We start from the raw sequence: 20932 nt of genomic DNA, 5'->3' as shown, positions 1-20932 counted from the left end.
CGAACGCCTCGGCCCCTCGCCGGCATCGAAGGGGAACCTGCCGCGATGCTGTGGGCTGTCCTGTGCGTGTTCGTCGGAGCGCTGCTGGCGCCGGCCCTCTACCGCGGGCTCGGGCGCCCGGCCGGCTGGCTCTTCGCGGCGCTCCCGCTCGCGGTGCTCGTGTCCGCGGCGCCGCTCGTCGCGAGGCCCTTCGCCGGGGGGGAGGCCCATCACGCGTCGCTGCCGTGGATCCCGTCGCTCGGCGTGGCGCTCGCGGTGAGGCTGGATGGGCTCTCGCTCGTGTTCCTCGGGCTCATCTGCGGCATCGGCGCGCTCATCTTCGTGTACGCGAGCGAATACCTGCGCTCGCACCCGCGGCTCGGGCGGTTTTACGCCTACCTGCTCCTGTTCACGGGATCCATGGCGGGCCTCGTGCTCGCCGACGACGTCATTCTCCTCTTCGTGTGCTGGGAGCTCACGAGCGTGAGCTCGTATCTGCTCATCGGGTGGGACCACGAGCGGCCGGAGGCGCGCAAGGCCGCCTTGACGGCGCTCCTCGTGACGGGCGGCGGCGGGCTCGCCATGCTCGCGGGCCTCGTCCTCCTCGTCGTGGTCACGGGAGAGACGCGGATCTCGCGGTTCTCGGGGGACGCCGCCCGCGGAGGCCCTCTCTACCTGCCGATCCTGCTCCTCGTGCTCGCGGGGGCCTTCACGAAATCAGCGCAGGTGCCCTTTCATTTCTGGCTCCCTCGAGCGATGGAGGCGCCCACGCCGGTCAGCGCCTACCTGCATTCGGCCACGATGGTGAAGGCCGGCGTCTACCTGCTCGCGCGCCTGCATCCCACGCTGGGCGCGACGCGCGAATGGCACCTCGTCGTGACGGGCTTCGGCGCCGCCACGATGGTGGCGGGCGCGGCGCTCGCTGTCACGCAGAAGGACCTCAAGCGGATCCTCGCCTATTCGACCGTGAGCGTGCTCGGCCTCCTCACGATGCTCCTCGGCATCGGGACCCGGGAGGCCGTCTCCGCGGCGGTGGTCTATCTGGTCGCGCATTCGCTGTACAAGGGCGCGCTCTTCATGACCGCGGGGACCCTGGACCACGAGACCGGGACCCGCGACGTCACCCTTTTGCGCGGCCTCGCGCGGCGGATGCCGATCACCGCGACGGCGGCCGTGCTGGCGGCGATCTCGAGCGCGGGGGCGCCGCCCCTCCTCGGTTTCCTGTCGAAAGAGCTCTTCTACGAGGCCGTCCTCGGGCCGCCCTCGATGACGGCGGTCCTCGCCGGGGCCGCGGTCCTGTCGAGCGCCCTCCTGGTCGTTGCGAGCCTGGTCGTCGCCCATCGCCCCTTCTTCGGCGGTCCTCCGGCGGCGCCCGCGCTCCCCCACGAAGCGCCGCTGTCGTTGTGGCTCGGGCCAGCCACGCTCGCGGCGGCGAGCCTCGTCCTCGGCGTGGCGCCGCGGCTCCTCGGCGACCTCCCGAGCGCGGCGGCGACAGCGATCCTCGGCCGGCCCGCGCCGCTCGAGCTGCACCTGTGGCACGGCCTGACCCCCGTGCTCGGGCTCAGCGTCGCGACCCTCCTCGCCGGCCTCGGGCTCTTCCGCGCCCTCTCCGGCCGCGAAGGGCGCCTCCTCGACGCCGCCGCGCGCCTCGGCGCCTGGGGCCCCGCGCGCGTGTACGACGCTGCCTTCGCGGGGCTCCTCCGGTTCGCGGAGTGGCTGACAGGGCGGCTCCAGACGGGGCATTTGCGCCGCTATCTGCTCATCACGGCCCTGACGACGGTCGTGCTCGTCGGGACGCCTCTGCTCCGGAGCCTCCCTTTCACGATCCCGTCGCTCACGGTGGAGCTCCCGGAGCTCGTGCTCGCGGGCGTGATCCTCGCGTCCGCGGCCATGGCGACGCACACGCGATCGCGCCTCGCCGTCGTCGCCGCGCTCGGCGCGATCGGCCTCTGCGTCATGCTCGTCTACGTGATCTTCAGCGCGCTCGATCTCGCGCTGACGCAGATCATGGTCGAGGTGCTGACGGTCGTCATCTTCGTCCTCGTCCTGCACCACCTGCCGCGCTTCGTGCCCCGATCCCCCGCGCGCGTGTGGATCCCGGACGCGATCGTCTCCGCGATCTTCGGGGCCACGGTGACCGTGTTGATCCTCATGTCGTCGACGCTCTCCCCGGAGCCCATCCTGCGCGAGTTCTTCGTGGCGAAGGGATACCCGGAGGCCCACGGGCGGGACATCGTCAACGTGATCCTCGTGGATTTCCGGGCGATGGACACGCTGGGCGAGTCCACGGTCCTCTGCGTGGCCGGGATCGGGGTCTATGCCCTGCTCGCGACGCGCGCGCGGAAGGGGGCCTGAGCCATGCCCTCCGTCATCCTGCGCGCCGCCACGCCGGTCTTGATGGTGCTCCTGATCATCGTCTCGATCTACGCGCTCCTCCGCGGTCACAACGAGCCCGGGGGCGGGTTCCTCGGCGGGCTCATCATCGCAGCGGCGTTCTCGCTCCACATCCTCGCTCACGACGTCCCCTCGACGCGGCGGCTGCTCCGCGTCGCGCCCCAGACGCTCATGGGACTCGGGCTCTCGACGATCTTGCTCTCGGGCGTCATCGGGCTCGTGGCCGGCGGATCCTTCCTGCAAGGCGTGTGGGCGACCGTCCCGGTGCCGGGGCTCGGCGACGTCGCGGTGGGGACGCCGGTGCTGTTCGACGTCGGCGTGTATGCCGCCGTGATGGGCATGGTGCTCATGATCCTCCTCATGGCCGCGGAGATGAGCTCATGACGGTCCTCCTCGCGATCGTCGTCGGCGGGCTCTACGCGTCGGGGCTGTTCCTCATGCTCCGGCGCAGCATCGTGAAGCTCGCCTTCGGCCTCGTGCTGCTCGGGCACGGGACGAACCTCCTCATCCTCACGGCGGCCGGCGTCGTCCGCGGCCGTCCCCCGCTGATCCCCAAGGGCGAAGGGGCCTTCCACGCGCCGCCGGCCGATCCCGTGGCCCAGGCGCTGATCCTGACGGCGATCGTCATCAGCTTCGCGGTCGTCGCGTTCGCCGTCGTCCTCCTTCATCGCGTTCATCGGACGATGGGCAGCGACGACATCGACTCTCTCGAATCGACCCGCCCATGAAGGTGCTGCTCGTCCTGCCCGTCCTCGTCCCCCTGGCCACGGCGGCCCTCTCGCTCCTCTCCTTCCGGCGCGTGGGGAGGCAGCGCGCGCTCGGGCTCGCGGGGAGCGTCCTTCAGCTCACCGTCGGGTTCGCCCTGCTCCGCGCCGTGCACCGGGGAGGAATTCAATCGACCCAGCTCGGCGGCTGGCCCGCGCCGTACGGCATCACCTTCGTCGTCGACCTCTTCTCCGCGCTGATGGTCCTGCTCTCGGGCGTCATCGCGGTCGTCACGTCGTTCTACTCCCTGTCGGACATCGACCGCGGACGGCGGGCGCACGGGTTCTACCCGCTCATGCACGTACTCCTCATGGGCACGAATGGGGTCTTCGTCACCGGCGACCTCTTCAATCTGTACGTCTGGTTCGAGGTGACGCTGATCGCGTCCTTCGTGCTCCTGGTGCTCGGCAACGAGCGGCCGCAGATGCAGGGCGCGATCAAGTACGTCGCGATGAACCTGATCTCGAGCGCCCTGTTCCTCACCGGCCTCGGCATCCTCTACGGATCCGTGCACGCCCTCAACATGGCCGATCTCTCGCTCAAGCTGCCGAGCCTCGCGCCGCAGATCCGGTTCACCCTCGCGATGATCTTCCTCGTCGCGTTCGGCATCAAGGCCGCTGTCTTCCCCCTCTTCTTCTGGCTGCCGGACTCGTATCACACGCCCCCGGTGACGGTCACCGCGCTGTTCGCGGGGCTCTTGACGAAGGTGGGTGTCTACGCCCTCGTGCGCAGCTTCACCCTCCTCTTCGTGAGCGACGGGGAGGCCACCCACGCGCTCCTCCTCGGGATCGCGGCCTTCACCATGGCAGTCGGCGTGCTCGGCGCGGTGTCCCACCGGGAGGTCCGGCGGATCCTCGCGTTTCACAGCGTGAGCCAGGTCGGCTACATGGTCATGGGCCTCGGCCTGTTCACGCTCTCGTCCCTCTCGGGGGCGATCTTCTTCGTCTTGCACCACGCCATCATCAAGTCGAATCTCTTCCTCATCAGCGGGCTCATGCAATCCGGGGGGAAAGACGCCCGCCTCGACCTCCAGGGCGGGCTCCTCGCGCGGAGCCCCGGGCTCTCCGCCTGCTTCCTCGTCACGGCCCTCTCCCTCGCCGGCATGCCGCCTCTGTCAGGCTTCTGGGCCAAGCTCATCCTGGTGCGATCGGGGCTCGAGGTCGGCTCGCGCGGGGCCGCGGCCGTCGTCGCCACGAGCCTCGCCGTCGGCCTCGTCACCCTCATTTCGATGACGAAGATATGGAACGAGGCCTTCTGGAAGCCCGCGCCCGCCGGGGTCGACCTCGCCCCGCGCGAGCTCGGGACGCGGCGCCGCGCGCTCCTGTACGTGCCGGTCGTCCTGTTGACCGCGCTGGGCGTCACGCTCGGAATGGCGCCCGAGCCGCTCCTCTCCGTCGTCCGGCGGGCCGCCGCGCAGCTCGCCGATCCGACCGAGTACGTGCGCGCCGTGCTGGGGGAGGGTCACTCATGAGAGCCCTCGTTCTCAATCTGTTCCTGGCGATCGTCTGGGTGGGCCTGACAGGCCGCGCCACCGCAGGGGGCCTCGTCTTCGGCTTCCTCCTCGGGTACCTCTTGCTCCTCTGGCTCCGGCGCCTGATCGGCCCCACGACCTATTTCGAGAAGCTGCCAGGGGTGCTGTCGTTCATGCTGTTCTATGCAAGAGAGATGGTGCGGGCGAACCTCAGGGTCGCCCGCGACGTCATTTCGATCAGGCGAAAGAGCCGCCCCGGCATCGTCGCGGTCCCCCTGGATCTGACGACCGATCTCGAGATCACCGTGCTGACGATCCTCCTCGCCCTGACGCCCGGCACCTTTGGCCTCGACGTCTCGGGCGACCGCACGGTCCTCTTCGTCCATGCGATGTTCGTGGACAGCGCCGACGCGCTGCGCGCGACCATCAAGAGCGACCTCGAGCGCCGCGTGAAGGAGCTCTTCCGATGACCCCGCTCTTGCTCTTCGCGATCGCCGTCGTCACGGTGGCGTTCGTCGTCGCGTTCATCCGCCTCCTGCTCGGGCCGAGCCTCCCCGACCGCGTTGTCGCCATGGACCTCATGGCGACGGTCGGCAGCGGGGGCATCGCCCTCTACGCGATGGTGACCGACCACGGCGTCCTGCTCGACGCGGTGATGGTGCTGTCGCTCATCTTTTTCCTCGGCACCATCGCGTTCGCGTACTACCTCGAGCGGCAGGGGGAGATGTCGTGATCCTCGAACTCGTCGAGGGCGCGCTGCTCGTCGTCGGATGCCTCTTCATGTTGCTCGCGGCCGTGGGCATCCTGCGCATGCCGGACCTGTTCACGCGCCTCCAGGTGACATCGAAGGCCTCGGTGTTCGGGATGACATGCATCATCTCGGCCTCCGCCCTTCATTTCTACGACCCGGCCGTCACCACCCGGGCCATCGTCATCATCGCGTTCGTCGCGCTGACGATGCCCGTGGCGACGCACTTGCTCGCTCGCGCCGGTTACACGACGAGCACGCCCCTCTCGCCGGAGACCGTGGTGAACGAGCTCGCGGCGCATTACGATCCGGCGACCCACACCCTCGCCGGCACAGAGCCGAGGACCCGCGCGTTCGAGCTCGTGTCCGGGGCCGCCGTCGTCGGCAAGCGTATCGCCGAGCTCGGCCTGCCTGCCGGCGTGCTCATTCGCGCCATTCACCGGGAGGGCGGGACCGTCGTGCCCCGAGGCCAGACGATCCTCGAGGCCGGCGACAGGCTCGACGTGCTCGTGGAGCCGGCGGAGCTCGGCCGCGTGCGCGAGATCTTCGAGGCCTAGTACTACAGCCGCACGTCGGCGAGCGCCGAACGAGCTGGGCTCCACCTGTGTGCGGACAAGCCAAGCGTCACGATCGTCCGCCCGTCCATCGAAATCCGCGGAGATTTCGCGACGTGCGGCTGTAGTACTAGCTCGATCCCTGATGAACCGGCTCCGTATCCTCACGCTCAATCTCTGGAACCGCAAGGGCCCCTGGGACGCGCGCCTCTCGCTCATCCGCAAGGGCATCCGCGCGTGGAACCCAGATGGTATCGGGCTTGAGGAGGTACTCCTCGAGAACCATCACACGCAGACGGACGAGATCCGCGAGGGCCTCGGGAGCTGGGATCTCGAGCTCGCCGATCGCATCCGTGCAGGCTGGCCAGACGGCCCTCCCTGGAACCAGGACTTTCTCGCTTGGCTCGGTCGAGACTACGATCGTCTCGCTGCCAGGACAGCCTCCTCCACGCGAGCGCTCAGGGCTGGATAGCCCCCACCGCGCGCGCCGGAGCGCCGAAGCAGGGCAGCAGGGCCACATTTTTCTACGATCGACGGAATTCCGTCGCCGGATAGGCGACCGATGCATGATTTTTGTGACGGAACTGCTTGGACGCTCGCCGTGTTCGGACATACTCGTGCCCTCGATGGCTTGATCGCGTCCGGGGGGCAACTGCCTGCCTGTTCGGGTCACCCCGAGAAAAGGAGACTTATGTCACGGTGGTTGAAGCTCTCGTTGCTCGCCCTTGGGGCCAGCACTTTCTTGGCTGCGTGCGGGGATGACGGGGAATCGCCCGCTGGCACCAGCAGCACGTCGTCCACGGCCGGCTCGGGCGGGGGCGACGCCTCGACGAGCACATCCGCGTCGGGGAGCGGCGGCGGTGACGGCGGAAACGGCGGCGGTGACGGCGGAAACGGCGGCGGCGCGTCCCTGCAGGCCGAGGCGGAGATCCAGGGGCTGAACTCGAGCGGCCTGACCGGGACCGCGGCTTTCGCGCAGACCGGAGAGGAGGTGACGCTCACCATCACGCTGTCAGGCTGCCCTGAAGGCGAGCACTCCGCTCACATCCACGAGAACAAGAGCTGCGGCAGCAACGGTAATGATGCGGGCGCCCACTGGGTGCCCAACGGCGAAGGACTCGGCAGCTTCACGTGCGATGCGAGCGGCAAGGGCACGCAGACGGTCAAGCGCGGGACCGACGTCTGGACCGTCGGCGACGACGCGGACACCGACGTGACGAAGTACGCGATCGTCGTGCACGCCGCGGCAGACCCCGACGCGGGCGGCCGCATCGGCTGCGGCCTCATCGAGCAGGAGTAACCCTCCGCGGAGCTCGTCCGTCCGGGCCTCCGGGGGGCGTATCGGCCCCCCGGCTACCATCCCGCGGCGAGTGGCCAGCTAGCGGGACTCGGAAACTTTCTTCGAAGGCATCACCGTGACCTCCTGACGCCGGAGGGTGACGGTGCGCTCGATGACGTCCGACGCGGAGAGCTGAAGGAAGAGAAGCCGAGAAATCCGCGGCCCAGCCGGGAGCGCCATGCCGCCCGAGTCGCCCGTGCGAACCGCGGCCGCGTCCTTGGTCCCGTACACGAAGCGCACCGCCCGCAAAGGCTCGAGCGACGGTGTGCCCTCGAAGCTCGTGTAGCAAATCTCGTCCACCGCGTATTCGGCGGTATGGCTGTCCTCGGCCTCGGCGAGGCAGTACGCGTAGGTCATGGCGTTGCCACGGCCGTCGCGGGTCTCGTTCGCGAGCCACGCGCGCGGGACGCCGCTCGCGCCGGCTACACGACGAGCACGCCCCTCTCGCCGGAGACCGTGGTGAACGAGCTCGCGGCGCATTACGATCCGGCGACCCACACCCTCGCCGGCACAGAGCCGAGGACCCGCACGTTCGAGCTCGCGCCCGGGGCCGCCGTCGTCGGCAAGCGTATCGCCGAGCTCGGCCTGCCTGCCGGCGTGCTCATTCGCGCCGTTCACCGCGAGGGCGGGACCGTCGTGCCCCGAGGCCAGACGATCCTCGAGGCCGGCGACAGGCTCGACGTGCTCGTGGAGCCGGCGGAGCTCGGCCGCGTGCGCGAGATCTTCGAGGCGTAGCACCGCAGCCGCGCCTTGACACCCCCGGCGCTCGGCGGGCAGGCGTGTTTGCCAGGCTCGCCATCCTCTCTTATCCTATGCGGTTCGTCCGCTTGCGCCGCTTCCACGCGGCGAGCCGGGACGAAGGGGGGTTGTAATGAACAGAATGATGCTGGTCGCTGGGTCGCTCCTCGCGCTCACGGGGTGTGCTGGGAACGTGGACGCTCCCGGCGCAGGCGGAGCCGACGACCCAGACGAGATCGAGACGGCGCCCGGGCCGCTCCGGGCGGGTGACGTCATCGCGTATGCGGCCGAGACGTCCCACCCGTACGCTGGTGGCTGGAAGCAGGCGATCACCTCGCCGGGCGCCACGTTCGTGCGCGTGCACTTCAACGACTTCTCACTCGCGAAGGGTGATTATGTCACCGTCTCGAGCCCCGACGGCGCGCAGTCGTTCCGGTACGAGGACCGCGGCCCGAACGGGGACGGCGATGTCTGGACGTTCGCCATCGACGGCGAGACGGCGATCGTCGAGCTGCACAGCAGCACCGGCGGTGGCCACGGGTTCTCGATCGCGGACATCGGCCACGGGACGCTCGCGATCGCGCCGGATCCTGTGACATCGGGCGAGGCGACGCCCCACAGCGTCTCCCTCGAGCGGAGGCCCGGCGGAGGCACGCCGGACATCGTGTGTGCCACGGAGGGCCGCGAGAACATCGCGTGTCACGAAGAGCTCGATGGCCAGCAGAGACCTGTGGCGCGGCTGAGCTTCGTGAGAGATGGGGGCATGTACCTGTGCACGGGCTGGCTGATCGCCGGGTCGAACGACAACACGCTCATCACCAACAACCACTGCATCAGCACCCAGGCCGAGACGGCAAGCCTCGAAGCCCGCTTTGGCTATCAGAACACGACCTGCTCGGGCCCGGTGGCGGCAGGCGTGAGCGTCAGGGGCGGCTCCCTCCTCAAGACGAATAGCCGGACCCGCTCCCGCTCCAGAGGCGGCCTCGATTACACGCTGATCACACTGCTGGCGCCGAACGACTTCGAGGAAACCTGGGGCGAGCTCATCCCGACGACGGAGACGCCCAGCCTCGGCGCCCACATCAATTTCATTCAGCACCCGGGCGGGAGGCCGAAGCAGGTCGGCTACTGGAGGGATGCGGAGCATACCCTCCGCTGCCAGATCGACGCGCGCAATCAGACTTACTCAGGCACGGTCGTGGGATCGCAGATCGGCTACTCATGCGACAGCGAGGGTGGATCGAGCGGGTCGCCGATCATCGATGCCGGCACGGGCCTGGTGGTCGGCCTCCATCACCTCGCCAACGTCGGTTGGTTCACCTGCAGGAACGGGGGAACAGAGATGTCCGCGATCTGCGCGGACGCGGGCGCGCTCCTCGACTGCAGCCCTTGAGTCGGACACGGTTGAGTCGCGCCTCCGCCGCTCCAGACCGACGGCGCCGGTGTCGAGCGCCTTGAGGCCGCTCGCCCCTCGAACCGCGGTCAGGCGACGGCGGCGATCGTGCGCGCCAGGCGCCGTGATAAGCGTCGCCGCACCATGCAGGCGCCCGACACCGATCCCCCCCCGCCCTCGGAGCCGCTCCAGGACAGCGCCCTCCCGGCCGAATCCCCCACGCTCGCCAGCCGCGGCGCCGCCTCCACGCGCCCGCCCGCGCGCCGCTGGGCCGTCGGGCTGCTCAGCGCCCTCCACGCCCCCGTCTTCGCCTGGGCCGCGCTCTCCCTCCCCTTCCGGCCGTGGACGCTCTTCGCCGTGGTCACCGCCGCGCTCGCGCTGCTCCACGCCGCGACCGCCGTCCTCTCGCTCCTCCCCCACCCGCTCGCGCCGCGCGCCTTCCGCGCGACGTCGTTCTGCTCGCTCGGCTACCTCGCCTTCCTGAGCTTCGGGCTCCTCTCCTCGGCCGTCTACGTCGCCTCGCTGAACCGCGGCCTCGGCACCGGCATCGCGGCGGCGCTGCTCGCGGTCTGGGCGGTCGTCGCGCTGCTCACGCTGCCGTTCGCGTGCTGGGGCGTCGCCTCGACCGGCGGCCTCCGCCTGCTCCGCGCGAAGCGCCGGCCCTCGCCCGCGCTCTCCGCGCTCTCCGCGCTCGCCGCGCTGGTCGTCCTGGCCGCCCTCTCGCTGCTCTTCCGCCACCGCGTCGCCAAGGCCGACATCATGCCCGTGCCGGGCGGCGCGCCGTCGCGCACCGGGGCGGCGCTGCGCGAGGCGCTCTCTTCCTTCGACGCGCTCCCGCCGCCGCCGGGCAAGGCGCCCTCGCTCATGACCACGGCGCCGGCCGCGTGCGCCGCGCCCCCGGAGCCCGGCCGCCCCACCCTCGTCGTCACCCACCTCGCCCGCGGCCGCGACCCCGAGCGCGCCGCCGTCGCGACCCGCTGCGTGCAGCCCGGGCCGGGCGAGGACGCCGCGGCTGCGCTGCGCGGCGCGCTCGCCGACGCCCTGCGCGGCCCGCTCAAGATCGACGTCGTCTCGGCCGCGCAGCCGCTCGCCTCCCCCGGCCCGGGCCTCGACGGGCTGTCGCTGCGCCCCGGGCTCGACGGCCTCTGCCTCGCGGAGCGGTGCCTCATGCCGTGGCAGCTCATCGCGCTCGACGCGTTCAACACGAACGCGCCGCTGGCCGGCGTCCCCGACTTCCGCTTCGGCGTAGATCTCGCGGTCCTGCGCCGCGCCCTCGGCGAGCCCGAGCCGCCCGGCGGCCCCGCCGCCGGCGGCGCCGCGCTGCGGGACGGCCTCGTGCGGATCGAGACGCACAGCTACGCCGCCGACGCCGACGGCGCGCTCCACCTCCTGTCGCGGATCGGAGAGCCGTCGGTCCCGCTCACCGAGGCGACCGCGCAGCAGGCGGCGGCCGCGGCCCAGCGCTACATCCTCGGGGCGCAGCGGAAGGACGGCATGTTCCGCTACATCGTCGATCCGTTCACCGGGCGCGCCTCGTTCGACGGGTTCTCGATCGCGCGGCAGGCCGGCACGACGCTCGCCCTGTGCGAGCTCGGGGTCGGCGCCGAGGGCGTACCCACGTCGCCGGAGCTCGCGAAGGTGGTGCAGCGCTCGCTCGGGCTGCTCGCGAAGCTCGAGCGCAAGGCCGGCGAAGACAGCTCCGTCGGCGCGCTCTTCTACCCCAAGGACAGCCCCGGGACCATCGCGGGCCTCAACCCCACGGCGCTGAGCCTTGTCACGTTCCTCTCCTGCCGCGACGCGCACGGTGCGCACGACGCGCTCATCGGGCGGCTCGCCCGGATGGTGCTCGCCACGCAGCGGGACGACGGCGGCTTCGCGCCGCAGCTCGACCTCGCGCGCGTCGCGCCCGTCCTCGGCCCGACGCAGCTCTACGAGGGAGGCCAGTCGGTGCTCGCGCTGACGCTGCTCGAGGCGCTCGCCGCCCGCGAGCCGAGCCCCGAGTACCCGCCCGCAGCCGCCGTGCGCGCCGCCGTCGATCGCGCCATGGACTACTACGCGAACCGCTACTGGGACCATTTCGCCAGCAATTTCGTGTACATGGAGGAGAACTGGCACTGCCTCGCGGCGCGCGCGGCGCTCGGGCACCACCGCCGCGACGACTACGAGCGGTTCTGCCTCGACTACGTGGCGTTCAAGTCGCGGCTCGTGCTCGACGAGGACAGCAAGGTGACGCCCGATCTCGTGGGAGGGTACGGGTTCGGCAACGTGCTGCCGCCGCACAACACGGCGACGGCGGGGTTCGGCGAGGCGCTGGCCGCGGCGATGGCGGTCAAGGAGGCGCGCGGCGAGGACCTCGCTTCCGATCAGGCGCTGATGCGGCGGGTGCTCGGGTTCCTCGTGCGGCAGCAGTGGTCGCCCGCGACCTGCTTCGCGTGCAGCCGCGACGTGATCATCGAGGGGGGCTTCAGCGAGAGCATGGCGTCTCCCCGGATCCGCATCGATTACGTGCAGCACGCCTGGGCCGCGCTCGGCCACGGGGGCCGGATGCTCGGGCTCGTGCCAGGGCGGAGCGCGCCGGCGGCGGGGCCTCTGTGAGCGCGGGCGGCGAGGGAGAGGCCGTCGCGAGCGCTGGCGCCGGCGGTGGATCGAGCCCGCAGGGCGGCGCCGTGGGCGCCGGGGCCGGCGGTGGATCGAGCCCGCGCGGGGCCGCTCGCTTCGGCGAGCGCCGGGCGTACGCGTACGGCGTGACCGCCGCGTTCCTGCTCCTCATGCTCGCCCCGCTGCTCCGCCGCCCTCCGGTGGACAGCTTTCCGCTGTCCACCTACCCGATGTTCTCGTGGGGCCGCCACGACGCGCGGACCGCCGTGGAGCGCGCTGTCGGCGTGGACTCCCGGGGCGGTCGGCGGCCGATCCCGCCGCGCCTCGTGGGCAGCGAGGAGGTGCTGCAGGCCAAGGCCACGCTGGCGCACAGCATCCGCCAGGGCGCCCGCGCGGCCCGCGCGCTCTGCCGCGGCATCGCGTCGCGCGTCGCGGAAGAGGACGGCTACGCGGATGTCGTCGCGGTCGAGATCCGGACCGACACCTTCGATGCCGTCGCGTTCTTCGAGGGCCAGGAGGCCCCGATCGACGCCAAGCGCCACGCGACGTGCAAGGTGGGCGCGCGATGAGGCGGCTCCTTGCGCGGTTCGACCGGGCCTTCTTCGCGGAGGCTCCCGCCGAGCGGCTCGCGCTGCTGCGGCTGCTCGTGGGCGCCTTCGCCCTCGTGTACCTCTGCGCCCGCGCGGTGCACCTCCAGCGGGTGGGCCACCTACCTCCGGGGAGCTTCAAGCCGATCGGGGTGGTCTCGGTGCTGTCCTCGCCGCTGCCTCTCTGGGCGGTGCGCGGCCTCATCGGCGCGGCGATCGCGGCCGGGGCTGCCTTCGTCGTCGGCTACCGGTTCCGCGTCGCCGGTCCGCTCTTCGGCGCGCTCCTGCTCTGGGTCCTGACCTACAGGAACTCGTGGGGCATGGTGTTCCACACCGAGAACCTCCTCGTGCTCCACGTCATCGCGCTCGGCCTCGGGGCCGCGGCCGACGTGTACTCGCTCGACGCGCGCGCGGCGCGCCGCTCGGGCACCCACGCGCCGGCGCCGGACGGCCGCTACGGCTGGCCGATCCGGCTGTGCTGCGCGATCACGGTGACCTCGTACTTCATCGCGGGGGTCACGAAGCTCCGGAACAGCGGCCTCGACTGGGCATTCAGCGACATCCTCCGCAACTACGTCGCTTACGACAACGTCCGGAAGATCGCGCTCGGCGACACGCACTCCCCGCTCGGCGGCGCGCTGGTCCGCTACCGGTTCCTGTTCCCGCCGCTCGCGCTCGCCAGCCTGGCCATGGAGCTCGGCGCGCCGCTCGCCCTGTTCAGCCGGCGCGTCGCGGTCGTCTTCTGCGGCGCCGCCTGGCTCTTCCACCTCGGCGTGCTGCTCACGATGGCGATCCTGTTCCCGTACCCGCTGCTCGGCGTGGCGTTCGCGGGGTTCTTCGAGCTGGAGAAGCTGCGCGATCTGAGGCGCCCGCGCCGCGTGAACGCAGCCATCGGGGCCGGGACGTCGTGAAGGGCTCTCCCGGGCTCGCGCGCCGCTACGAGGGCTCGCTCGGCTCCTCGTCGAACGGCTCGCAGACGAGATAGACCTTCTTCCCGCTCGGATGGATCGCGAGCGTCGCGTAGCGCGGGCAGGCGAAGCACTCCCGCGCGTCCACCATTGCCGCCCGCCGCGGGCAGCGCACCCTCCGTGGCTCGGTGCCACCCCCCTCGATCTCGATCCACACCAGCTTGTCCGATTCTTCCAGATGACAGGCCATGGCGACCTCCTCCCGCGGCCATCTGCCGATGAAGGGCGTTTTGCAATCGCCGAGCCGGAAGACGTCGACCCGCGGCGCCGCCATGGCGAGCCGCCAGGACCGCACCGGATCGCGCCTGTTGACGTCGATTCCCATGCTTCTTCACGGCTCCTCGCGTCGTCGCTCGGCGGCGGGGCGGGCTGCAGCTCCTCACCCAGGGTTCCGGGGCGCACGCCCTGCGCCGAGAGGCGCGCGGAATGCATCCACGATGACACGAGGAACGGGCCCTCCCGCGCCGGCTGGCCCACGCCTCGGCGCAGCGCATGGCGCGCCCCTTGCTGCGTCGTACGTGCTGCGGTGGGCGCCGCAGCGCTCTTCACAGGGGGTCGCGATGGCAGACTGGCTCGTCGTGCTGCTGGCGGCAGCTGGAGGCGTCGTGGCGTTGATCGTCGGGACGAGAAGCCTGCTCGCCCGGCGGCATTACCACACCTCGGAGGTCACCCTGGTCTGTCCACGGACCGGGGCTCCCGTGCGGTGTCGACTCGTCGTCGACGGCCGCTCCGAGGAGCCCGTCGAGGTCGCACACTGCTCGCTTCTCCCCGGCGGGCCGCCCACGTGCGAGCAGGACTGTGTGAAGCTCCTGAACCTGGGCATCCGGCTCGCGCCCGTCGAGGCGGCGCGTCCACCACGAACACACGAGCGCCCTGACGCGGGCGAGCCCGGCGCCGGCGAGGAGCCCGGCCCGCCCTCGCCCTGATCGGACCAGGGGCTCGTGAAGCGCAAGGCGTGCGCCGCCCCGCACTCCCTGCATCACGCAGCGCGCCGGCCGGCCCGCCGCCGCCCGGGAGCCGTGATGGCACATCGCGTGCTGTCGTGGCCGGAACCATGGCTTTCCAGATACCGAAGATGACGACCCGCTCCTCGGCCAACCTGCCGATCGCGATGGTCCTCCTGGGGACTGGCTCCCTGCTGTGGACCCGCGCCGCGCTGCGCACACCGGGCGCGCTGGACATGACCCCCAGCGTCGACGGCTGTCTCACGGTGGGGATCGTCGGCGTGCTGCTCGCGTTGCTTCACGGCGTCACGTACCCGACAGCGCTCCTGTCGGTCGCGGCCCCGATCGCCCTCGTGCAGTTCCTCGTCATCGGGGGTTCGGGCTTCGCTTTCCTGCCCGTGCTGGGGATCGAGCTCACCGCGCTCGGCCTCTTCGGCCTGCCGCTCTCCCGGCTGCCCCGCCGCCGCCCTGCGGAGACGGCGCCGGAGCGCTCGCTCAGTGAGGCGCACCCGTCGCCCTCGTGAGCAGCCAGCCGCTTGCGGGTCGATCGACGCGCCGCGGTCGCGGTGTCGCGGGTGGACAGGCGTCGCTCCGGCCCCGCTCGCGCGGGGCCGTCGCTTTCGCCGTGGATCAGAACTCGAACTTGTCGAACGAGTTCAGGTCCTTGCACGCGTCCACGAGGCGCGCCGCCACGCTCTTCTCGCCGAGGTGGAGCCAGCCGCGCGGGTCGATGTACTTCTTGTTGGGCTTGTCCTCGCCCTCGGGGTTGCCGAGCTGCGACTTCAGGTAGGCGCCCTTGTCATCCATGTACTTCTTGATGGGCTGCGTGAAGGCCCACTGCGTGTCCGTGTCGATGTTCATCTTGATGACGCCGTAGGACACCGCCTCGCGGATCTCCTCGCGCGACGAGCCGGAGCCGCCGTGGAACACGAAGTCGACAGGCTTCGGGCCCGTCTTGCGCTCCTTCTGGATCGCGTCCTGGGAGTTCTTCAGGATGGGCGGCCGGAGCTGCACGTTGCCCGGCTTGTAGACGCCGTGCGTGTTGCCGAACGACGCGGCGATCGTGAAGTTGCCGATCGGCTTCAGCGCGTCGTACGCGGCGAGCACCTCCGCGGGCTGGGTGTACAGCTTGGAGTTGTCGATGCCGCTGTTGTCGACGCCGTCCTCCTCGCCGCCCGTGACGCCGAGCTCGATCTCGAGCGTCATCTTGAGCGCCGCCATCTGCCGCAGGTACTTCTGGCAGATCTCGAGGTTCTCGTGGAGCGGCTCCTCGGACAGATCGAGCATGTGAGAGGAGAACAGGGGCTCTCCGTTCTTCTCGAAGAACTTCTTGCCGTGCTCCAGCAGGCCGTCGATCCACGGCAGGAGCTTCTTCGCGGCGTGATCGGTGTGCAGGATGACCGGCACGCCGTAGGCCTCGGCCAGGTTCCGCACGTAGTGCGCGCCCGCGACGGCGCCCGCGATGGCGGCCTTCTCACCCTTGTTGTCCAGGAACTTGCCGCCGAAGAAGTGGGCGCCGCCGTTCGAGAACTGGATGATGATGGGGCACTTGGCCTCTCGGGCCGCCTGGAGCGCGGCGGTCGTGCTGTGCGAGCCGATCACGTTCACGGCCGGCAGCGCACACTCGACGCTCTTCATGTACTCGAACAGCTCCTGAAGAGCGGAGCCAGTGATCACGCCGGGCTTGAGCTTCATCTTGGACATGGCACTTGAATCCTTGTTCCTTGCTCGGGTCTCGCCCGAGCATGCAACGCGGCGAAGGAAAGCGGAAGGGTGGATCGGATCCGCAGGGCGGGCGGGTCCGGGTACCATCGCCTAAGCCCAGGGAGCAAGCGGATTCTCCGCTGGCTTCACGGCGGAATGATCACCCCACGGCGAGCTCGCCCTCGCCGAGCAGCCGCCCGGAGATCCGCATGCAGGCCTCATCCATGTCGCCCGAAGAGCTCCTCGCCTCCCTCACGGAGGCCGCGCAGGGCCTGCTGTTCCCCAGCGAGTCCGATCACGAGCTGCGCCCGTTCCGGTCGCGCGGGGACGCGTCCTCGCCGGCCGCGCTGCTCGCGGCCGAGGGCCTCGGCGCGGCGACGCCGGTCGAGGTCACGACGGCGAGCGACCTCTTCGCGCCCGTGATCGACGTGCCCGGGGACGGCGGCGACGCGGCGCTGGCCGAGGCGGGGCGGTACCGGCGGCTCGTGGACCTGCTGGAGCGCCAGCTGACCGACGTCCGGGTCTACCGCGTCGGGCGCGTCGCGATCGATGTCTACGTCGTCGGCCGCCATCCGTCGGGCGCGTGGCTCGGCCTCGTGACGAAGGTCGTCGAGACCTGAGCGCGCCGCTCAGCGACCGCCGGCGGGCCCGTCGTCGACGCGCGCCTCCAGCGTCCGCTGCGTGGCCTCGGGGAGGGCGGTCATGAGGTCGTAGCCCGCGCGCCGCTCGATCTCGTCCACCGTCGTCCGGTACTGCCCCCAGCCCCGATCGAGGATGCCCGTCTCGTTCGGCATCACCACCGCGATGACCCGCGTCGCCGGGCCGATGTCGCCGGGCCCCTGCCCCGGATCGAGGACCACGGCGACCTTGAAGAACGCGTCCGGCACGGCGACGTCCTTGCCGATGGTGGCGGCCCGGCGCTCGCGCTCGTCGAAGAGGCCGCCGGCGATCAGGAACAGCACCCGCCGCTCCTTCTGCGCGAGCTCCTGGCACGCCTCCTCGAGCCTCAGCCACGGACCGGCGTTGAGCTCGTGCCGCTGCGGCAGGATGTTCGTGAGGAGGAACGTCGCCTTGTTGTCGTCGGGGTTCCGCGTCCGCTCCTCGGAGCGGACCATGTGGCCTCGATCGAAGCCGGAGCCGGTGTAGTCGTCGTGCTGCACGCGGTACCAGCCGTCCGGCAGCGCGCTGTCGGCCAGGAACTTGCCCCGATGGCGGGGCGCGTCGCCGAACGACGCGGCGTCGAGCCTCCAGCCGACCCAGTTCGCCACGTTCCTGGAGCGGTTGTAGGAGAGGGCGTACTGGGGCTTGATCATCAGGTGATCGTCGGACGCGTCGGCCCGCGCGGCGCGCGCTCCCGTGCGGGCCGGGACGCCGAGCTCGAGATGCGGGCTCGGCGCGGACGGGCGCGAGGAGGGCGCGCCGCTCGTCGGAGATCCCTTCGGCGGAGCGCCCTTCGGCGGCGAGGCGCTGCCGGATCGGCCGGGCGTCGGCGATGGCCTGGAGGGGCGATCGCCGCCGAGGTCGAGGCCGAGCTCCTCGAGCCCCCGCTCGAGGCCGCACTTGACCCCCACCGCGCTGAGCCCGGTCACGAGGAGCGCGACGAGCACGCGCGAACCCGAGGACTTCTGTTGTCGCTTCCTGTTCGAGCCCACGTCGGCGCTGCCAGCTATCTACGGCAGGGACGGCACGGTCGTCCAGCGCGACCTCGGCGAGGCGCGCAGCGCTCGGCCCGAAGGGGGCGCCGGTACGTTTTGCTTGAGCGTGCCGCCGCGACTCTCCATGGTTTCCGGAGCGCCGATGGGGGAGCCGGAGCACAGCGATCTGCGACACCGGAGGACGCGCGGCGCCGCGGCCGTCGCGGTGGCCGCGGCGACCGGCGCCCTCGTGGCCTTCACCGACGGCGAGGCCACGGCGGCTCCCGCGCAGGCGCAGGCCCCTGCGGCGCCCGCGGCGGCCACGCAGGGCGCGCGGGTCACGATGCCGTCGCCGCTCGGCCCCACCGAGCCGCCTTACCCGCCCGGCGGCGTAGGCGACGCGACCGTGGTCGCCCGCATCACGGTGTACGCGGACGGTACCGTGGGCGCGGTCGAGGTGGAGGGCGAGGAGCCGTTCGCGAGCGCGGCCGCGCGCGCGGCGCCGTCGTGGCGGTTCGAGCCCGCCCGGCGCGACGGGCGGCCCATCGGCGCGCGCATCCTGTTCCCCGTGAGGTTCCGCGATCCTCGCGCCGCGGCGCCGGCCGCGCCGGCCGCGCCGAGCGCGCCTCCTGCAGCGCCCGCCGCGCCCCCGCCGCCCCGCGGGAGCGCGGCGGCGCCGCCCTCGCCGCCGGCCGCCGCGCAGGCCATCGACGTGGTGGTGGTCGGCGAACGCGCCGCGCCGATGACGACCTCGATGACGCGCGAGGAGGTTCGCCAGGTGCCCGGCGCGTTCGGCGATCCTTTCCGCGCGATCGAGGCGATGCCCGGCGTGACGCCCATCGCGTCCGGCGTGCCGTACTTCTTCGTGCGCGGCGCGCCGCCGGGCAACGTCGGCTACTTCATCGACGGCGTGCGCGTCCCGCTGCTCTATCACGTGGCGCTCGGCCCCAGCGTGATCCACCCGGCGCTCGTCGAGCGGGTCGATCTCTACCCCGGCGGCTTCCCCGCGCGCTTCGGGCGCTACACGGGCGGCGTCATCGCCGGCGAGACCCGGGAGCCGGCGCGCCTGCTCCACGGCGAGGCCAACCTCCGGCTCTTCGACGCCGGCGCCCTTGTCGAGGCGCCCTGGGCCGACGGCCGCGGCACCGCGCTCGTCGGCGGGCGCTACGCGTACCCGGGCGCGCTGCTCGCGCTCTTCTCGCCCGGCGTCGAGCTCGGCTACTGGGACTACCAGGCGCGCGTCACCTACGACGCCTCGCCGTACGACCGGGTCGGCCTCTTCGCCTTCGGGTCGCACGACTACCTCGCCCAGATCGAGGACGACGGCGACAAGGACGTGGTGCTCGCCGGCGACTTCCACCGGCTCGACCTGCGCTACGACAGGTTCTTCGCGCGCGGCGGCCGCCTCCGGCACGCGATCACGCTCGGCCACGAGGAGAGCGAGAACCAGGACGGGGAGCGGGCCGGGCGCGCCCGCCTCGTCGGCGCGCGCGTGGAGCTGTCCGCGCCGGTCTCCGAGCGGCTGACGGTGCGCGCCGGCGCCGACGCCCAGCTGGAGCGGTTCGACATCGACATCCGCGAGAACGACGGCGACTTCCCGACCCGGAACGACAGGGCGCTCGCGCGCCTCTTCACGAGCCGGGAGGACCTCGCCGCGGGGCTCTGGGCCGACGTCGTCGTCCGCGCCGCGCCCGGGTTCGAGGTGGTCCCGGGCCTGCGCGGCGACCTCTTCGCGTCCGGCGGCGCGACGAGGGCCACGGTGGATCCGCGGCTCGCGACGCGGCTGCAAGCGACCCCGCGCGTCGCCCTGCTGAGCGCCTTCGGCGTGACCCACCAGCCGCCGAGCTTCCTCGGCGCGGTGCCCGGCATGCAGGTGGGCGGCCTGCGCGGCGGCGTGCAGACGGGGCTGCTGGCGAGCGCCGGCGTCGAGCTCCGCCTCCCCGGGGAGATCAAGGCCACGATCACCGGGTTCCGGAGCGGCTTCTTCGACCTGAGCGACGCCCTCGGCAACCGGCCTCCCGGCATCGACGCTGGCCTCGCGCAGCGGGCCGAGCTGCGCGGCGCCGGCAGCGCCCATGGGCTGGAGATCCACGCGCACCGCAGCCTGTCGAAGCGCATCGGAGGGTTCGTGTCTTACACCCTCTCCCGCTCGGTCCGCCATGTCGGCCGGGAGAGCTTCGACTCGGCGTTCGACCGCCGCCATGTGCTCAACATGGCGGCCGCGGTCGACGTGGGTCGCGGCTGGAAGCTCGGGGGCAGGGCGGTGTTCTACAGCGGCATTCCCATGACGGTCGATTACGACCTCTGGGACAACGACGGCGTCGACGGGCAGCGCCCGGATGGCAACGACGACCGCCCCGACACGGAGCAGGACATCCGGCGCCGCGAGCAGCTGCGCGAGCGGATCGCCCAGGTGGTCCGCCGGCTGAGCCTGCCGGAGCGGCTTCCGGCGTTCTTCCGGCTGGACGTGCGGCTCGAGAAGCGGTGGATCCTCCGCGAAGGACGGACCGTCTCGCTCACAATCGAGGTGCTCAACGCCACCGCTGGAAAAGAGACGCTGCAATACGAGTGCTCGCTCCTGCGCGGATGCGCGCCGGAGACGCTCGGACCCATCATCCTGCCGAGCATCGGCGTCGAAGCGACCTTCTGAGCGGCATTGACCTCACCGCGCCGCGAGCAGCGCTCGCGCTCACCAGCGGCGCCGCGGCTGCGCGCCCGCGCCGCGCAGAGGATCGCCGGGATCACCCGCGGGGGCGCGATCGCCCGTGCCTCCGCGAGCACGACACAGCGGAGCCACAAAAATCCCATATCGGTTCATCAAACGACGTCCGTGCCGCGATGGCGTCTCCTGGCCATGACGTCCGGCAAGAGCGGTAAAGCACGGGGAGATTTGTTCGCCAGCACAGAAGTCGTCGTGATGACGCCTTCCCTGGCACATGTGCCGGGACCGGCAGCCGGCGTCACCCCCGTGCAAGCCATTGCGGCATCACGCAAAGACTCGTGCAGCGGTCCGCTCCTCACGACGGGCCGCGAGGGCCCGGCGAGCCCACGGTCGACGCGCTGTCGACCAAACAGCGCTCTGAAATGGCGGCGAACGGCGGCGCGGGCGGAGATCG

At 71.5% G+C, this 20932-nt stretch carries 22 protein-coding genes; 18 read left to right on the top strand and 4 right to left on the bottom strand.

Features of this window, described 5'->3' with window-relative positions; all coding sequences use genetic code 11:
* Window positions 1-45 precede the first annotated feature (45 nt).
* The 9 genes from mbhE (at window position 46) to WMF44_RS10520 (ending at window position 7211) form a co-directional block, all read left to right on the top strand.
* Complete coding sequence (gene mbhE, locus WMF44_RS10560) at window positions 46-2334, top strand: hydrogen gas-evolving membrane-bound hydrogenase subunit E (protein WP_437298994.1); 2289 nt, start codon at window positions 46-48, stop codon at window positions 2332-2334.
* 3 nt (window positions 2335-2337) lie between these two features.
* Window positions 2338-2757 carry a Na+/H+ antiporter subunit B gene (locus WMF44_RS10555; RefSeq protein ID WP_437298993.1) on the top strand — a complete coding sequence of 140 codons (420 nt, stop codon included), beginning with the start codon at window positions 2338-2340 and terminating at the stop codon, window positions 2755-2757.
* On the top strand, window positions 2754-3101 hold the full coding sequence (locus WMF44_RS10550) for a Na+/H+ antiporter subunit C (RefSeq protein WP_272101619.1): 348 nt from the start codon (window positions 2754-2756) through the stop codon (window positions 3099-3101). The genes WMF44_RS10555 and WMF44_RS10550 overlap by 4 nt, the downstream gene beginning before the upstream one ends.
* Window positions 3098-4609: a proton-conducting transporter transmembrane domain-containing protein gene (locus tag WMF44_RS10545; RefSeq protein WP_437298992.1), complete on the top strand. Its 1512-nt coding sequence runs from the start codon at window positions 3098-3100 to the stop codon at window positions 4607-4609. Before WMF44_RS10550 ends, WMF44_RS10545 begins: the two co-directional genes overlap by 4 nt.
* The gene (locus tag WMF44_RS10540; RefSeq protein WP_272101617.1) at window positions 4606-5079 is read left to right on the top strand and encodes a Na+/H+ antiporter subunit E; all 474 of its coding nucleotides are present in this window, start codon (window positions 4606-4608) and stop codon (window positions 5077-5079) included. The genes WMF44_RS10545 and WMF44_RS10540 overlap by 4 nt, the downstream gene beginning before the upstream one ends.
* Window positions 5076-5342, top strand: coding sequence for a monovalent cation/H+ antiporter complex subunit F (locus tag WMF44_RS10535; protein ID WP_437298991.1), 267 nt, complete (start codon window positions 5076-5078; stop codon window positions 5340-5342). Before WMF44_RS10540 ends, WMF44_RS10535 begins: the two co-directional genes overlap by 4 nt.
* Window positions 5339-5914: a monovalent cation/H(+) antiporter subunit G gene (mnhG, locus tag WMF44_RS10530; RefSeq protein WP_437298990.1), complete on the top strand. Its 576-nt coding sequence runs from the start codon at window positions 5339-5341 to the stop codon at window positions 5912-5914. The genes WMF44_RS10535 and mnhG overlap by 4 nt, the downstream gene beginning before the upstream one ends.
* 142 nt (window positions 5915-6056) lie before the next feature.
* A complete protein-coding gene (locus WMF44_RS10525) occupies window positions 6057-6383 on the top strand; it encodes a hypothetical protein (protein ID WP_437298989.1) in 327 nt (108 codons plus the stop codon).
* 219 nt (window positions 6384-6602) lie between these two features.
* Window positions 6603-7211 carry a superoxide dismutase family protein gene (locus WMF44_RS10520; protein ID WP_437298988.1) on the top strand — a complete coding sequence of 203 codons (609 nt, stop codon included), beginning with the start codon at window positions 6603-6605 and terminating at the stop codon, window positions 7209-7211.
* Window positions 7212-7289: 78 nt separating this feature from the next.
* Here WMF44_RS10520 and WMF44_RS10515 read toward each other — a convergent pair whose 3' ends face one another.
* On the bottom strand, window positions 7290-7607 hold the full coding sequence (locus tag WMF44_RS10515; RefSeq protein WP_437298987.1) for a hypothetical protein: 318 nt from the start codon (window positions 7605-7607) through the stop codon (window positions 7290-7292).
* 102 nt (window positions 7608-7709) lie between these two features.
* Between WMF44_RS10515 and WMF44_RS10510 the strand changes: the two genes are divergently transcribed.
* The 5 genes from WMF44_RS10510 (at window position 7710) to WMF44_RS10490 (ending at window position 13477) form a co-directional block, all read left to right on the top strand.
* Window positions 7710-7985 (top strand): TrkA C-terminal domain-containing protein, encoded by a 276-nt coding sequence (locus WMF44_RS10510; RefSeq protein WP_437298986.1) that lies wholly within the window; start codon window positions 7710-7712, stop codon window positions 7983-7985.
* Between the two features lie 136 nt (window positions 7986-8121).
* Window positions 8122-9381: a trypsin-like serine peptidase gene (locus WMF44_RS10505; protein WP_437298985.1), complete on the top strand. Its 1260-nt coding sequence runs from the start codon at window positions 8122-8124 to the stop codon at window positions 9379-9381.
* A gap of 144 nt (window positions 9382-9525) precedes the next feature.
* A complete protein-coding gene (locus WMF44_RS10500; protein ID WP_437298984.1) occupies window positions 9526-11976 on the top strand; it encodes a hypothetical protein in 2451 nt (816 codons plus the stop codon).
* Window positions 11973-12548, top strand: coding sequence for a hypothetical protein (locus WMF44_RS10495; RefSeq protein WP_437298983.1), 576 nt, complete (start codon window positions 11973-11975; stop codon window positions 12546-12548). The genes WMF44_RS10500 and WMF44_RS10495 overlap by 4 nt, the downstream gene beginning before the upstream one ends.
* A complete protein-coding gene (locus WMF44_RS10490; protein WP_437298982.1) occupies window positions 12545-13477 on the top strand; it encodes an HTTM domain-containing protein in 933 nt (310 codons plus the stop codon). The genes WMF44_RS10495 and WMF44_RS10490 overlap by 4 nt, the downstream gene beginning before the upstream one ends.
* 25 nt (window positions 13478-13502) lie before the next feature.
* Here the strand turns inward: WMF44_RS10490 and WMF44_RS10485 are convergent, their stop codons facing one another.
* Window positions 13503-13859, bottom strand: coding sequence for a hypothetical protein (locus tag WMF44_RS10485; protein WP_437298981.1), 357 nt, complete (start codon window positions 13857-13859; stop codon window positions 13503-13505).
* A gap of 235 nt (window positions 13860-14094) precedes the next feature.
* Between WMF44_RS10485 and WMF44_RS10480 the strand changes: the two genes are divergently transcribed.
* Together WMF44_RS10480 and WMF44_RS10475 are read left to right on the top strand one after the other, a co-directional pair.
* Complete coding sequence (locus WMF44_RS10480; RefSeq protein ID WP_437298980.1) at window positions 14095-14460, top strand: hypothetical protein; 366 nt, start codon at window positions 14095-14097, stop codon at window positions 14458-14460.
* Between the two features lie 128 nt (window positions 14461-14588).
* Complete coding sequence (locus WMF44_RS10475) at window positions 14589-15002, top strand: hypothetical protein (RefSeq protein WP_437298979.1); 414 nt, start codon at window positions 14589-14591, stop codon at window positions 15000-15002.
* Window positions 15003-15108: 106 nt separating this feature from the next.
* Here WMF44_RS10475 and fbaA read toward each other — a convergent pair whose 3' ends face one another.
* Window positions 15109-16182: a class II fructose-bisphosphate aldolase gene (gene fbaA, locus WMF44_RS10470; protein ID WP_437298978.1), complete on the bottom strand. Its 1074-nt coding sequence runs from the start codon at window positions 16180-16182 to the stop codon at window positions 15109-15111.
* 209 nt (window positions 16183-16391) lie between these two features.
* On the opposite strand from fbaA, the gene WMF44_RS10465 reads away from it, so the two are divergent.
* Window positions 16392-16802, top strand: coding sequence for a nuclease A inhibitor family protein (locus WMF44_RS10465; RefSeq protein WP_437298977.1), 411 nt, complete (start codon window positions 16392-16394; stop codon window positions 16800-16802).
* A gap of 9 nt (window positions 16803-16811) precedes the next feature.
* Here the strand turns inward: WMF44_RS10465 and WMF44_RS10460 are convergent, their stop codons facing one another.
* The gene (locus WMF44_RS10460; RefSeq protein WP_437298976.1) at window positions 16812-17789 is read right to left on the bottom strand and encodes a DNA/RNA non-specific endonuclease; all 978 of its coding nucleotides are present in this window, start codon (window positions 17787-17789) and stop codon (window positions 16812-16814) included.
* Here WMF44_RS10460 and WMF44_RS10455 point away from each other — a divergent pair.
* Complete coding sequence (locus WMF44_RS10455) at window positions 17743-20466, top strand: TonB-dependent receptor plug domain-containing protein (RefSeq protein ID WP_437298975.1); 2724 nt, start codon at window positions 17743-17745, stop codon at window positions 20464-20466. The two genes, WMF44_RS10460 and WMF44_RS10455, sit on opposite strands and share 47 nt — an antisense overlap.
* The last annotated feature ends 466 nt before the right edge of the window (window positions 20467-20932 follow it).

This window comes from Sorangium sp. So ce426 (assembly GCF_051475585.1).
In the GTDB taxonomy this organism is placed as follows: Bacteria; Myxococcota_A; Polyangia; order Polyangiales; family Polyangiaceae; genus Sorangium; species Sorangium cellulosum_B.
Note: the sequence above shows the minus strand (reverse complement) of the source record. Positions and strands in the feature narration are given on the sequence as shown.

Bases quoted from the DNA above. Each gene is read 5' to 3' on its own strand.
- WMF44_RS10550 (WP_272101619.1), top strand. From the start codon at position 2,754: ATGACGGTCCTCCTCGCGATCGTCGTCGGCGGGCTCTACGCGTCGGGG.
- WMF44_RS10500 (WP_437298984.1), top strand. From the start codon at position 9,526: ATGCAGGCGCCCGACACCGATCCCCCCCCGCCCTCGGAGCCGCTCCAG.
- WMF44_RS10480 (WP_437298980.1), top strand. From the start codon at position 14,095: ATGGCAGACTGGCTCGTCGTGCTGCTGGCGGCAGCTGGAGGCGTCGTG.
- WMF44_RS10545 (WP_437298992.1), top strand. From the start codon at position 3,098: ATGAAGGTGCTGCTCGTCCTGCCCGTCCTCGTCCCCCTGGCCACGGCG.
- mbhE (WP_437298994.1), top strand. From the start codon at position 46: ATGCTGTGGGCTGTCCTGTGCGTGTTCGTCGGAGCGCTGCTGGCGCCG.
- fbaA (WP_437298978.1), bottom strand. From the start codon at position 16,182: ATGTCCAAGATGAAGCTCAAGCCCGGCGTGATCACTGGCTCCGCTCTT.
- WMF44_RS10515 (WP_437298987.1), bottom strand. From the start codon at position 7,607: ATGACCTACGCGTACTGCCTCGCCGAGGCCGAGGACAGCCATACCGCC.
- WMF44_RS10520 (WP_437298988.1), top strand. From the start codon at position 6,603: ATGTCACGGTGGTTGAAGCTCTCGTTGCTCGCCCTTGGGGCCAGCACT.
- WMF44_RS10490 (WP_437298982.1), top strand. From the start codon at position 12,545: ATGAGGCGGCTCCTTGCGCGGTTCGACCGGGCCTTCTTCGCGGAGGCT.
- WMF44_RS10525 (WP_437298989.1), top strand. From the start codon at position 6,057: ATGAACCGGCTCCGTATCCTCACGCTCAATCTCTGGAACCGCAAGGGC.
- WMF44_RS10475 (WP_437298979.1), top strand. From the start codon at position 14,589: ATGGCTTTCCAGATACCGAAGATGACGACCCGCTCCTCGGCCAACCTG.
- WMF44_RS10535 (WP_437298991.1), top strand. From the start codon at position 5,076: ATGACCCCGCTCTTGCTCTTCGCGATCGCCGTCGTCACGGTGGCGTTC.
- WMF44_RS10465 (WP_437298977.1), top strand. From the start codon at position 16,392: ATGCAGGCCTCATCCATGTCGCCCGAAGAGCTCCTCGCCTCCCTCACG.
- WMF44_RS10505 (WP_437298985.1), top strand. From the start codon at position 8,122: ATGAACAGAATGATGCTGGTCGCTGGGTCGCTCCTCGCGCTCACGGGG.
- WMF44_RS10555 (WP_437298993.1), top strand. From the start codon at position 2,338: ATGCCCTCCGTCATCCTGCGCGCCGCCACGCCGGTCTTGATGGTGCTC.
- WMF44_RS10485 (WP_437298981.1), bottom strand. From the start codon at position 13,859: ATGGGAATCGACGTCAACAGGCGCGATCCGGTGCGGTCCTGGCGGCTC.
- WMF44_RS10540 (WP_272101617.1), top strand. From the start codon at position 4,606: ATGAGAGCCCTCGTTCTCAATCTGTTCCTGGCGATCGTCTGGGTGGGC.